The organism is Microcystis aeruginosa NIES-2549 (assembly GCF_000981785.2).
Classification (GTDB): domain Bacteria; phylum Cyanobacteriota; class Cyanobacteriia; order Cyanobacteriales; family Microcystaceae; genus Microcystis; species Microcystis aeruginosa_C.
In genome coordinates, this window is the sequence record NZ_CP011304.1 from 650,862 (window position 1) to 663,652 (window position 12,791).

General features: G+C 41.7%; 12 protein-coding genes. 7 read left to right on the forward strand and 5 right to left on the reverse strand.

Annotated features, from left to right (window positions below; all coding sequences use genetic code 11):
* Positions 1-157: 157 nt before the first annotated feature.
* The 6 genes from myaer_RS03155 to myaer_RS03180 all read left to right on the forward strand — a co-directional run bounded on the left by myaer_RS03155 (position 158) and on the right by myaer_RS03180 (position 3,748).
* Complete coding sequence (locus tag myaer_RS03155; RefSeq protein ID WP_046660924.1) at positions 158-493, forward strand: hypothetical protein; 336 nt, start codon at positions 158-160, stop codon at positions 491-493.
* A complete protein-coding gene (locus myaer_RS03160; protein WP_046660925.1) occupies positions 490-1,101 on the forward strand; it encodes a class II aldolase/adducin family protein in 612 nt (203 codons plus the stop codon). The genes myaer_RS03155 and myaer_RS03160 overlap by 4 nt, the downstream gene beginning before the upstream one ends.
* A gap of 106 nt (positions 1,102-1,207) precedes the next feature.
* Positions 1,208-1,411: a hypothetical protein gene (locus myaer_RS03165; RefSeq protein WP_080949707.1), complete on the forward strand. Its 204-nt coding sequence runs from the start codon at positions 1,208-1,210 to the stop codon at positions 1,409-1,411.
* 169 nt (positions 1,412-1,580) lie between these two features.
* Positions 1,581-2,969 (forward strand): argininosuccinate lyase, encoded by a 1,389-nt coding sequence (gene argH, locus myaer_RS03170; RefSeq protein ID WP_046660926.1) that lies wholly within the window; start codon positions 1,581-1,583, stop codon positions 2,967-2,969.
* A 100-nt stretch (positions 2,970-3,069) separates the two neighbouring features.
* On the forward strand, positions 3,070-3,525 hold the full coding sequence (locus myaer_RS03175; RefSeq protein ID WP_046660927.1) for an NUDIX hydrolase: 456 nt from the start codon (positions 3,070-3,072) through the stop codon (positions 3,523-3,525).
* A 40-nt stretch (positions 3,526-3,565) separates the two neighbouring features.
* Positions 3,566-3,748 carry a hypothetical protein gene (locus myaer_RS03180; protein WP_103672887.1) on the forward strand — a complete coding sequence of 61 codons (183 nt, stop codon included), beginning with the start codon at positions 3,566-3,568 and terminating at the stop codon, positions 3,746-3,748.
* Between the two features lie 698 nt (positions 3,749-4,446).
* On the opposite strand, the gene myaer_RS03190 is transcribed toward myaer_RS03180, so the two are convergent.
* The 5 genes from myaer_RS03190 to myaer_RS03210 form a co-directional block, all read right to left on the reverse strand.
* Complete coding sequence (locus tag myaer_RS03190; RefSeq protein ID WP_046660928.1) at positions 4,447-5,454, reverse strand: DnaJ C-terminal domain-containing protein; 1,008 nt, start codon at positions 5,452-5,454, stop codon at positions 4,447-4,449.
* Between the two features lie 70 nt (positions 5,455-5,524).
* Entirely contained in the window at positions 5,525-6,175 is a 651-nt protein-coding gene (locus myaer_RS03195; protein ID WP_002801244.1) for a TVP38/TMEM64 family protein, read from the reverse strand.
* Positions 6,176-6,347: 172 nt separating this feature from the next.
* Positions 6,348-8,717: a glycogen debranching protein gene (locus myaer_RS03200; protein WP_046660929.1), complete on the reverse strand. Its 2,370-nt coding sequence runs from the start codon at positions 8,715-8,717 to the stop codon at positions 6,348-6,350.
* Between the two features lie 477 nt (positions 8,718-9,194).
* Positions 9,195-11,438 carry a Piwi domain-containing protein gene (locus myaer_RS03205; protein WP_046660930.1) on the reverse strand — a complete coding sequence of 748 codons (2,244 nt, stop codon included), beginning with the start codon at positions 11,436-11,438 and terminating at the stop codon, positions 9,195-9,197.
* A 3-nt stretch (positions 11,439-11,441) separates the two neighbouring features.
* Entirely contained in the window at positions 11,442-12,233 is a 792-nt protein-coding gene (locus myaer_RS03210; RefSeq protein ID WP_046663590.1) for a PD-(D/E)XK nuclease family protein, read from the reverse strand.
* Between the two features lie 196 nt (positions 12,234-12,429).
* On the opposite strand from myaer_RS03210, the gene myaer_RS03215 reads away from it, so the two are divergent.
* A complete protein-coding gene (locus myaer_RS03215; protein ID WP_046660931.1) occupies positions 12,430-12,786 on the forward strand; it encodes a helix-turn-helix domain-containing protein in 357 nt (118 codons plus the stop codon).
* The last annotated feature ends 5 nt before the right edge of the window (positions 12,787-12,791 follow it).

The following is a 12,791-nucleotide window of genomic DNA, read 5'->3' on the forward strand; positions in this document are numbered from 1 at the left end:
AGTTTAAATTATTTTAAGTAATTTGCCAGTTTATTACAATCTATGTCAAAATGTGATCACTAAACTGTTCCCCAGTTCCGGCCTTCCCCAAAACCAGAGACTTCCTACTGCTGTGGCTAAAAATCGAGTTTAGTATCAAGGAAACCTAGAATTGTCTATGAACACATTTACTCCCCATCAAATTGTTAGTTTATTCTGCAAAAATCGAACTTTATACGGAGAAGTAATTCAGGTGATCGAAAGTCGTTCGGCTCTTTGGGTGCGTCCTCTTTGGTTAATTATAGCCGATAATTTTGAGACAATTGATGTGCGGGAAGGTTCCGATTTAATCCTGCCGATGGACTTATTTAACCCCGCCTTAGACACGGAAGTTTTGCCCTTATTCTCCCAAGTAATTAAAGATAATTATATCGCTAATATTTCCTATCCTCTCCAGGACTTTGTGCAGAAAGTTTGTCAAAATTATCCCGAATATTTTCAGAAAAATATATGATTGATGAAGGTTACGTTAAATACAATTGTACTTGGATTCCTGACCGTCCCTTAATAAGCTCAGAGATTGCAGAATTAAATTCTTGGCGCAATCGCCTCTATCAACTGGGATTAATCGGTCAATACGATAACGGAATCGGTTTTGGGAATGTGAGTCAACGAGGTAAAATAGACAAAGAAATCATTATTTCTGGCACTAACACTGGGGGAATACCGGTATTAAATGAATCCCATTACACCACAGTTATAGACTACGATTGGAGAGAAAATTGGGTCACTTGTCGGGGAACAATCGCCGCTTCTTCGGAAACTCTCACCCATGGAGCGATTTATGAAGCGAATCCCCAGATTAATGGGGTGATTCATATTCATCATCGCCACCTGTGGCAAAATTTAATGTATCGAGTGCCGACCACTCAAGAAAATATCGCCTATGGAACCCCAGAAATGGCCGCAGAAATTATCCGTTTATGTCAAGAAGAGCGTCTAGAGGAGCAACAAATTTTAGTGATGAGTGGTCATGAAGAAGGAATTATCGCCTTTGGGCAAGATTTAGCAAAAGCGGGCAATTTATTATTATCCTATTACCTGCAATCTCAGTCATCTTGAAAGTGACCTCCTTTCCAACTCACCGCCGGGGGGAAAAAATTGGTTTTGATTTAGTCGTTTTCATGTTAACTTGTTCTGTAGATTTTCGTTTTTGAGGAATGCCATCGTGATCGACACCTTCCATCATCTATCCGTCTCGATCGACTTTTCCCCCCTTACCAATGTCTTGATGACTATTTCGGAGCAAGACGTGGATATCATCGAGAATTTCCAGAAATCCTTCTCAAATTTCCTCAACAGTGGGCAAGCATGGGACCTATTAATCGGTTTGATTGTCGGTTATATGTTTCGAGGTTTTACTTCTTATTAGCTTTTCGCCTATCGGCATTCAGCCAGAGTGAGCAATTCTTGCTATTCTTATGTTTGTAGAGTTGGAGATTTTTCTAACCTGAAGCGGTAATGCTATCAGCACCAGATTATCCCTAAAAATTGCCTAGCATATTTTGGTTAACTTTATCCACAATCATCTGACGAAAACAGTGACAGCAAAGAAAACTTGGAGCGATCGCTTTGAAGGTAGTCTCCATCCTACGATCGTAGAATTTAATGCCAGTATTGGCTTTGATATCGAATTAATCGAGTATGATCTCACCGGATCGATCGCTCACGCTAAAATGCTCGCCTATACGGGTATTATCAGCCCCGAAGAAGCTGATAGTCTCGTCTCTGGATTGGAACAAATTCGTCAAGAATACCGCACCGGCAACTTTAACCCCGGCATCGATCAAGAGGACGTGCATTTTGCCGTAGAACGTCGTTTAACCGAGATCGTGGGAGATGTGGGCAAAAAACTGCACACGGCCCGTTCGCGAAACGATCAGGTAGGAACGGATATTCGTCTGTATCTTAGACAACAAATCGATGATATTAGGCAAGAAATTCGCAATTTTCAGCAAGCTTTAGTTAATCACGCTGAAAACCATCTGGAAACCCTGATCCCCGGTTATACCCACCTACAGCGCGCTCAACCGATTAGTTTAGCCCATCATCTCCTCGCTTATTTTCAAATGGCCGAACGGGATCACCAAAGATTGGGGGAAATTCGCGCTAGGACTAATATTTCGCCCCTAGGATGCGGGGCCTTAGCGGGGACGACTTTTCCGATCGATCGTCATTACAGCGCCAATTTACTCGATTTTGAGCAGGTGTATAACAATAGTCTCGATGGAGTCAGCGATCGAGATTTTGCCATTGAATTTATGACAGCCGCTAGTCTGATTATGGTCCACCTGAGCCGTTTGAGCGAAGAAATGATTCTCTGGTCTTCCCAAGAATTTAGTTTTATCACTCTCACCGATAGTTGTGCCACGGGATCTAGCATTATGCCCCAGAAAAAAAATCCCGATGTTCCCGAATTGGTGCGCGGCAAAACAGGGCGGGTTTTTGGGCATTTACAGGCGTTATTGACCTTAATGAAAGGTTTACCCCTGGCCTATAACAAAGACTTGCAGGAGGACAAGGAAGCCTTATTTGATGGCGTTAAAACCGTGCGGATTTGTTTGCAAGCGATGACGGTACTTTTAGCCACCGGGATTCAATTTAAAACCGACCGATTAGCTAACGCGGTGGCGGAAGATTTTTCTAATGCGACGGATGTGGCGGATTATTTAGCCAGTAAGGGGATTCCCTTCCGAGAAGCTTATAATTTAGTCGGGAAAGTCGTTAAAAGCAGTTTGGCAGCGGGTAAGTTATTAAAAGATTTAACCCTGACTGAATGGCAAGAATTACATCCAGCTTTTGAGGCCGATATCTACGACGCGATCGCTCCTCGTCAGGTGGTAGCGGCCCGTAATAGCTATGGTGGCACAGGTTTTGAACAAGTGCGATCGGCTTTAATTCAGGCTAAAGCCATTCTCAATCATGATTGATATTGTTGGGGGTTGGGGGATAGGTGTTAGGCAATAGGCAATAGGCAAAAGTCCTAACTCCAGCAATCCCGTCCCCTTTTTTTACTTTTTAGCTTTATATATGGGTCGTGTTTGGCATTTTATTAAAAGTGTGATGGGAATTATCTTTCGTCATCCTGTAACTGGGGTGACAATAATTCCCCGGCTTGCTGACGGTAGAATTGTTTTAATCAGACGCAGAGACACCGGCAAATGGGCCCTACCGGGGGGAATGGTCGATTGGGGGGAAGATATTTTTAATACTGCTCAAAGGGAATTAAAAGAGGAAACAGGATTAAATTTAGTCAGTTTAGGGCGTTTAGTCGGGGTTTATTCCTCTTTTGAGCGTGATCCGCGCATTCACTCCATTTCGGTGTTAATTGAAGTGACGGCCGCAGGGAATTTTCAGATCAAAGATACATTAGAAGTTAGCGAGGTGAGAGCTTTTAGCGTCGAAACTTTACCTCTAGGCAATCTCAGTCACGACAATGATCGCCAACTAGAAGATTATCTCAGGGGTGCCACTGTAGTGGCTTGATTTTGTCCTATTTGTCAACAGTTCCCTTAAACGTGACCCCATGCTAGAAATTGTAGCTGGGATTTTGCTGAACAGGTGGTTATTTGGGCCGATGATCGCCGTAATGGTGATTTTGATCAACGCCGGACCAGGACTTGATCGAGAGAAATTAGCAGCCCAGGGAACCGTCGCCCTAGGTTTGGGGTTGCTGCGGGCGGCTTATTTTAACCTGAGTTCGGGATAACGCTATCTTAACCTCAGTTCGGGTTAAGGCTATTTTCTTACTCATTCCACAAAAGAATAGGGTTTACAGCGAACGAGAAAATTAGGGTTTTAGCTTATCCCGAACTCAGGTTAACTACTTATAAACCCCAGAGGCGGTAAACAGTAAACAGTGACCAATCACTAACCACTGATAACTGATAACTGATATGAAGATATAGATAACATTATTAATGGAATTTGCCACCTAGCCAACCATCATGAAATATTTTATAAGTGGCGACCATTAGCCAAAGATAAAGATGATAATTTTTTGATAGATTTAGCCCTTAAATGTCAAGCAATATTTATAATTAGTTACAATCAAAGAGACCTAAAACCAAAAGCATAAAAGCAATAAGGGGGGAACTGACAATTTTTAACACCTAACTAACCTCAGTTCCAGTTAAGGCTATTTTCTTACTCATTCCACAAAAGAATAGGGTTTACAGCGAACGAGAAAATTAGGGTTTTAGCTTATCCCGAACTCAGGTTAACTACTTATAAACCCCAGAGGCGGTAAACAGTAAACAGTGACCAATCACTAACCACTGATAACTGATAACTGATAACTGATAACTGATATAGCGTTTCTCATCAAGATGAAGTATAAGCTAGTCTGATCCTGTCTCCTGACTCCCCAAAACGAAGACTTCGTACCTCACTATTAAGATATAGGGACTAAATTTGTACCTGTCTGAGATGACGACGGGGATCGGTGCTACGCTGAGATTTAATTTTCTCGTATAATTCCCGTTCGATCGCCGTTAATTCTTTGGGAGTATCGATGACAATTTTGACTAATTGATCGCCGCGTTGTCCTTTATTATCGATCCAACCTTTGCCGCGTAAGCGCAGGGATTGGCCGGAACGAATACCGGCGGGAACTTTTACCGTCACCAGGCCATCGGGGGTAGGAACTTCGATCGCTGTGCCTAAAACCGCCTCATCGGGGGTAATCGGGACTTCACAGGTTAAATTATCGCCTTCAAAAGTAAAGAAAGGATGGGGTTCTAATTCCACATCGAGAAATAGATCTCCCCGTTGTTTACTCAAGGGATCGATTAGTCCTTTACCCCGTACCCGGAGACGATTACCGGTTTTGGTTCCTGGGGGGATTTTGATATCGATCATTTCTCCGGCTAAATTAACCCGTTTTTGTACTCCTCGTAAAGCTTCCCCAAAACTCAGACGCAGTTTAGCGGTGGAGATGCCAGAAGTGACGGATTGCGGTGGAGTACGAGAGCCGGCAAAGTCGTTAAAATTGCTAAAATCGCTAAATCCTCCCCCCGGAGTCCCGTAGGAATGGGAACGGGGGCGAGTACCGCCGGGGCGACCCATGCGACCGAGTAGTTCGTTGATAAAATCATCAAAGGTGCTGTACTGGCTAAAGTCAAAACCGTCCGAACCGAAGTCAACCCCCGGATTACCACCCGGCCAATTTGATCGCCCGGCCTGTTGCCAATATTGTCCAAATTGATCGTATTTTTGGCGTTTTTCGCTATCGGAGAGGACTTCGTAAGCTTCGCTAATTTCTTTAAAACGTTCTTCGGCACTTTTATTGTTAGGATTGCGATCGGGGTGATATTTGACGGCTAATTTGCGAAAAGCTTTTTTAATTTCTTCGGCGCTGGCAGTTTTACCTACTCCCAGAACGGCATAATAATCTTTATAATCTGCGGCAGGCATCGATACGCTATCTCCTTAGCAATGAGGATTCAGTCGGGATATTCCTAATCTAACTTAATTTTATCGCTGATCACTGAAAGGGAAATTGCCGACGACGACGATACCAAGTTCCCACACCTACTAACAGAGCAATAAGGGTAAAAGCCACCATCAGGGGCAATATATCGCCTTTTCCTAAAGATTTCAAGCCCGCACCCATCATAACAAAGGGTAAAATTCCGGGGACAGTGCCTAATAAAGTACCGATGAAATAATCGCGAAAACGGATAGAAGTTAATCCCGCAACAAAGTTAACGATACCGTAGGGAATAATCGGTAATAGACGGATAGCAAACATATAAAATAGGCCGCCTTGCTGCATTTCTGCATCGATCGCTTGCCATTTTCCCTGAAATTTTTTGGCGGTATATTCCCGGCCGATAGTACGGGTAAAAGCAAAGGCAACTATAGCGGCCACCAAAGCGGCGATCGTTGTCCAAACTGTTCCCATAACTACCCCAAAGATCGCCCCACCACTGAGGTTTAAGGGGGTAGAAGGCAGGATTAAAATTGTCCCGATCGTATAGAGAATAATATACAAAATGGGGGCCATAATTCCCATTTGTTTTAACCAGATCTGTAATTGTTGGGAGTCGATACCACCGAGCAGATAAACTCCGATCGCCGTGGCGATAATACAAATTACGGTTAGGATAATAACACTACTTTTAGTTTTAGACATTTAACGGCAATTTTGGGCTAAGTTCGGGTTGCAAAACATAAGATGCAGCCGGGGTCAATATTTCCCTATTGCCAAAAATATAGCAGAAATCGGCATAGGATCGATCTCGATCTCAATATTAGCCAGCTGCCCGATCGGTCCCCAAATTACCACCGATATCGGTGTGGGTAGTTCAGTTAATCTCCTCGCAAACCACGATCGAAAAACCATTGACTTTATAGTTATCGGCAATTACTGTCCCTTGATCCACAGACCAACAATTATAATCGGTTTCCGCCCAAGCGGCCGTGTCAATAATTCTTACCCAACGATAATTATTGGATGGGGAGGGAAGACGAAAATCCACCGGCAGATGATACATATTAATTAACACCAAAAAATCGTGATCACCGACGGCACTACCATCAATTAAAAACCAAATACAGCGATCATCGGCAGTTAAATCGCTAACCCCATCGGGTTTCTTAAATAAATAGGTGACATCATTACCCGCATCGAGAACCAGATCGCCGTAGCGGCACTGTTTAAGTGCTATATGATTGTTTCTTAAGTGAGCAATATAAGCGGCAAAAATAAATAAAGGATTGCGTTCTTCTTGATTAGTTCCCGTGCCAAAATTATTGTGATAAGCTTCCCGATAACCCGTGGGCAGTAGATGGGGTGAACGGGTGGCAATCATATCATAATTATTCCAAGTGGCCACACTATCAATATTGTAGGGATTATTATTACCATTTTGGCTGCGGCCAAATTCATCGCCCCAGACAGTCATCGGCACACCGCGAGACAAAAATTGAATCGTCCAAAAGTTGCGTAATCTTTGGCGACGTAAGGCCTGATCGCCCCCAGAATCCCAAGAATCGTTATTATTATTGCCGCCATCGGAAGGACCAAAGGGCCAGGGAGTGAGGTTATTTTTATGGTTATAACTGACCAAATCCATCAGGGTAAAACCATCGTGGGCAACAATAAAATCGATCGATTTTTGTGGTCCGCCTTGGTCGTTAAAATTGTGATAATCTCCGTTCACCTGTTCGATGAATTTAAAAGTATTACCATCTCCCTTTAAAAAACGCCGAATTGCATCGCGATAACGGCCATTCCATTCTCCCCAACCCGTCGGGAAATTCCCCACTTCGTAACCCCAGCTATCCCAAGCTTCGGCGATCATTTCGGCATCGTATTTCTTGCCTAATTTCTCGATCTTTTCTAACAAAGTATGTTTAGGGAAGAATTGTTTTTGTTTGCCCCGATCTTCTCGTTGATGACTAGAAGGAGTTCGGCCGAGGACGGGGGCCAGATCAAAACGAAAACCATCAACTGCCATGGTTTCTAACCAATAGGTGAGGGAATCAAGAACCAGATTACAGGTGACAATATGGGAAAAGTTTAATTGATTTCCGCAGCCGGTGGCCCCATCGACTAGATAATGTTCATCGGTGAGTTGATAGTATTCCACCACATCAAAACCACCAAAACTAACAAATCCGGTGACATCGTTGCTGCCCCAATTGCCCCCTTCTCCGGTGTGATTATAGACCACATCGAGATAAACTTCCATGCCTTGGTCGTGGAAAGCTTTGACCATGGCCTTAAATTCTCTGGTGGGTCCCCCGGGGGAGCGATCATAAGCATAACGGCGATCGGGGGCGAAATAACCAAAGGTCATGTAACCCCAATAGTTACCGCTGGGGCGATCGTCGGGGTTATTATCGTTAGCGGTTTCCTGGACTGGTAAGAGTTCGATCGTGGTAAATCCCAGCGCTTTCAGGTATTTGGCCATATAGCCGGCTCCTGCATAAGTTCCTCTGTACTGGTCGGGAACGTTGGCCACTTCCTCAAAACCCCTAATTCCCTTGAGAATATCTTCTAAACGACTAGCGGAGGGGTGATTGCTTAAACCGCGCACATGGGCCTCATAAATGATCGCTTTTTCCGCACCCAGACGGGGACGAATCCCGGTGGAAGTTCCATCCGGTGCGATCACAATGCCTTTGGGCGACCATTTACCCGTATCGTATTGCCGCCGGATCACTCCTTTGTAGTCCCCTTCTCCCGTGGCATACATTCCCGCATTTTCTCCGGCCGCGATCATGGCCGGGGTTTCAAGGTCGTGGGAAAGTTCTCGCGCGTAGGGATCGAAGAGGACTTTATTGGGGTTAAAACGATGGCCGAAATCGTCCACATCTGCCCGAAAACCAGCGTTACTGTGGCCTCTTTGCCATTTTTGATCAAATTGCCAATTGGGACCCCAACAGCGAAAAGCGTAGTAGCTGCCCTGGGCAATACCGGCGATTTTTGCCCGCCATATATCATCATTTCGGTTTTTTGTCAACCAGTAATCATACTTAGCGTTTTCTCCCGTCGGGCGATCGTAGATTTCCAGAAGAATCTGACTGGCATTTCTAGAATAGACGGCAAAGGTGACACTATCGCCCCGATAATGCGCCCCGAGGGGATAGGTGGCATCGGCCCAGAGATGGCTATCTAGGGGGGCATAATTACCAGATTGGGGATGATTTTGACCGATCGCTGGTATCATAAATTGGCGGGATAATATCGCCTTTGATGATAGACATTTTTCGCTCAAAGAAATAAGAAAAAAATCTAAAGCTTGCTCCCCCAGAAAAACAAGTTGTGTAATTTAACCTAGAGATAAATTTTCGGCTTGTCAACATCAATTTTCTCGGTGTAAGTCCTTCTTTGAACACTCGATTTTCTGCCGTCAGTCAACTAATTTGGTTAACTAAATCACTGACTAATTCATCTAAGTAGGTAGGCACAATTATTTGTAGGATGGGTTAGCGGTAGCGTAACATAATCGGGCGTTGGGTTTCATGCTTCAACCCAACCTACGTTCATTTTATATTTAATTCCACCCACCTACTTAGATGGTGTAGATTGCTATGGGAATTACTAAGTACCTAAGCAAAATAAAGCTTTTGCCTTGTGCCTCTTGCCTTGTGCCTATCTTCACTAGAAAATTTATTTTGCACGACTACTTACATAATTTTTCTCTCTAAAGCCAGAATTGACAATCATCTTCTAATAAACTAGGATAAATTCCTTGTAAGCGTCGATAAGCAATAATATCCGCTCCATACAAAGGGATAGGTAAACGGGGATCTTTGAGAGAACCATAGTGAAGTAAAGTTAATTTTAACGTGGTGTCAACTAACTGTTTTAAATTTACTTGCTCTCCTAATTCATGAACTTTTAAGCGCAAGGGACGAGGAACACCAATTTTTTCAGAAACTTGGGACGTTATCAGGATAACTTCCCGATTTGATAAAGCTAAAGCTAATCCTTTGGAGGGAGCATTTATCTGTTTTTGCTGAAGATTATAAAGTCTAGGAATGCCAGTCTTATAACATTCTACGAGAATAAATTTAGCATTAATTGCTCTAGCTCTTGCCAGTAAATTTTCAACCTCCTTTCCTTGAAATTTACCATCTCTGTAAATGAGAACTGTCTGATTTTTTAGTTCAGCTTGCGGTAAACAATTTTCCAGAATCCGTTGAGGAATTTCTTCTCCCTCGGTTAAACTATCTTCTACCCGACAGCGAACAAATTCTCCCTGTTTGCCATATAGTCGCACACTTGCACAAACATTGAGACTCCCCGGCAGATTTTTTTTAGGCATCCTTCCCACATCTAAACCAATAAAATAATCGGCAATTTCTAGAGGTTCAGCAAGGACATAGGGTAAATTTCCTAATTTGGCTAGGATCCCTGGGACAACTTGATGGAGAATATTATTATAGTTGCTCTTATTATTTAAAGTTTTCTCATAAATCATTTGAGTTATAACTCCACGATCCAGAAACTTTTTTTTAATCCAGGAATATAAACTCCCTTCTTCAGTATTATCCGCATTGCGATCAGACTGGGGAAGAAATACTAAGGCAATATCTACAGGAATTTCTCCTCGAATTAATTGATCAACTGCTTCTTCCAGTCTAGCTCTTTTTTCGGATCCTACACCTTCGACAGAAAAATTTATTTGATTCTCTGGTGGCAAAATAGTCTCAAATTTATAAAGTTCTAATCGCTTTTCTAATTGTTCTCTAAAATCTCCTACTTTAAAACTATCTGGTTTGAGAATAGCTAAACGAATTTTACGAGCAGGATCCTCATATTCTCGATGACGTTTATATACACCACCCTTCGATAATCCTTTGAGAGTTTCTCTTTTTTCTCCCCTTTCTCCCTTACCAAATAAGATGGGAGTTTGCTCAAGAGAAATAGAAGGAGTCCAAAAGACTTCGGGGTATTCTTGGCTGTTAATACTTCTTTCTCTTAACTGAAAACCAAAGTTATTCAAAGTCTTTTGTGCTTCCTGTTTATACAACTTTAATAGTTTTTGTCGTTCAGCATAGAAAATTTTTGTTTTCTTTAATAAGTCTCCGTAATTAACTTGAAAAAAACTCTCATCCTTATCTGTCATACAGGGTTTTAAAGCTGCCAATGGATAAATATAATCCTGGGGATTTTTTCCAAATTGTACCGCAACTACTGGTTGATCCCGATGAGCTTCTTCTAATTTTCTTCGACTAATTGAACCCGTAGCTTTTGTTAATAGATACTCTCTTTTTTCCCCAATTGTACCCGCTATTCTAATAATTTTAGCTGTCCCATTAGTTTCTATAGTTTTAACCTTTAAACCTACTAATAATTTAGCAGCATCTTGTCTATAGGGGTGATTTTCATAAAATTGTTCTAAATCTCCACTATAGACAATACTACTGTCAACAGTTAAACAAATAGCCGGATCGGTGTCATTGATGATTTCTGCCCAAAAATCAACTTCTCTCCTTACCTGTACTTGGTTTTCACTTATCTCACTATCTTTAGGAAAAACTATTGGATAGGAAAATTTACCAAATATTTTCAGAATTCTAACTGCTAATTGTGCTGTAACTAAAGCTGTTATCTGAAAGTCTTTTAGCCAATGAATAGAATAATAGTGATCGCCAATATCTTCTCGTAAAACCTCTTGAATATCTGATAAAGCTTCTTTCCACTGTTGTAGAGAAGGAATAGATTTTTCATCTTTAGCTAATACCCAAAAACAATTATCTTCAAAAATAACCACCACAGCAGGAAACTTATGACTGAATTGCCAACTAAAACGATTGCCTATTTTTTTAGTAACTTGATGATTAAACTTAAAACAATTCAAACAACTATTGTTGAGAGTTAAGGAACTAATTTCACTCAAAAATATTGGAGAGTTGGCTGTGTTAGCTACTGTGTAATTCATGATCTAAACCTCCTTATTTGCATAATCACAAATCGATGTAAAAGGACAATAACGACAGGCATAGCCACTTTGGGGCGGGAAAATATGATAAAAATCTTCGGGGTGATTTTTATATTTTTTTAGTTGTTGCTGATGTTTTTTGGACAGGAAAGCTAGTTCGATTTTAACTGCTTCTATTGCCTCGGAAGACAGGGAGATATTTTCTGAGCTTGTTTGGGTTTCTAAATTGTAAAAAGAAGCGACAATTTTTTCCTGAGGATAAAGGTAACTAGCCGCCAGTAAATAAACATGAGCCTGACGACGATCAAAATTAGATTGACCAGTTTTCAAATCTAAAATATGTATAGTGTCATCAGCTTCTCTAAAAATACAATCAAAGGCAGCGGACAAATTAAACCGATAGTTACCCTGCTCGATAACAATAGGTTCTGGATAACCTTCATCGCCTCTAGATAAATTAATAATCTCTTTATTCAATAAAATTGGTTGTTGATAGTAATTGTTTAAAATTACTAAAACCCTGGCTTGAATTTCTGGAGATTCTTGATTTAATTGCAGGATTTCTGCCACTTGTTCCACCCCATCAGAACCGGATAATCTCGCCGGCTCTTGATGAAACTCAAAAACTCCTCGTTGTGCCAACTTACCAATTTTTTGCGACTGATTATCTTGCGATAGTAATCTTTGAACTTCTGGTTCTTTGTTTCGCGCTTTTTCAAACCCCCGTTTTGTCTGACAATGCCAATTCTCATAGCCAATCGCTGGTTTAAGCGATCGCCAAAGACTATAGCTCATTGGAGGATGCCAAGGCTTTTTGGGAAACTGACAGGACACAATTTTTCCCCTCGGTCAGGATAATGCTAGGATGACACGGCAGTGTTTGCTCTGGTGTTGACTAAAATAATCAACACCAATAAACTAACTCTAGCCTATGTTGACTGAAATAGTCAACCCTTGATATAATTTTTTTTGAGCGATTGAGAGAAAAGCAGTGTCAGAAACATTTGGACAGGTTATCCGCAAAGCTCGTCGAGAGGAAGAATATAGTCAGAGAGAACTAGCTAAGTTGATTGGGGTGGACTATACCTATCTATCGAAGCTAGAAAATGATCATGCGGGTTATCCTCCTAGTCAGCAAGTTATTGAGTCCTTAGCGACTCATTTAAAATTAAATGCTCAAACCTTAGGGGAATTGGCGGGACGAATTAGTTCAGATGATCAAAAAGTCTTCAAAGAATTAGTTCAAAAATACCAACAAATGCCGATTTTATTGCGTCGCATGAAAGACAATCCTAATTTTGCTAAAAAAGTCATTTCTGAGGCGACAAAATTAGAACCAGAGGAGTAGATATC

Bases quoted from the DNA above. Each gene is read 5' to 3' on its own strand.
- myaer_RS03175 (WP_046660927.1), top strand. From the start codon at position 3,070: ATGGGTCGTGTTTGGCATTTTATTAAAAGTGTGATGGGAATTATCTTT.
- myaer_RS03155 (WP_046660924.1), top strand. From the start codon at position 158: ATGAACACATTTACTCCCCATCAAATTGTTAGTTTATTCTGCAAAAAT.
- myaer_RS03210 (WP_046663590.1), bottom strand. From the start codon at position 12,233: ATGAGCTATAGTCTTTGGCGATCGCTTAAACCAGCGATTGGCTATGAG.
- myaer_RS03205 (WP_046660930.1), bottom strand. From the start codon at position 11,438: ATGAATTACACAGTAGCTAACACAGCCAACTCTCCAATATTTTTGAGT.
- myaer_RS03190 (WP_046660928.1), bottom strand. From the start codon at position 5,454: ATGCCTGCCGCAGATTATAAAGATTATTATGCCGTTCTGGGAGTAGGT.
- myaer_RS03200 (WP_046660929.1), bottom strand. From the start codon at position 8,717: ATGATACCAGCGATCGGTCAAAATCATCCCCAATCTGGTAATTATGCC.
- myaer_RS03195 (WP_002801244.1), bottom strand. From the start codon at position 6,175: ATGTCTAAAACTAAAAGTAGTGTTATTATCCTAACCGTAATTTGTATT.
- myaer_RS03160 (WP_046660925.1), top strand. From the start codon at position 490: ATGATTGATGAAGGTTACGTTAAATACAATTGTACTTGGATTCCTGAC.
- myaer_RS03180 (WP_103672887.1), top strand. From the start codon at position 3,566: ATGCTAGAAATTGTAGCTGGGATTTTGCTGAACAGGTGGTTATTTGGG.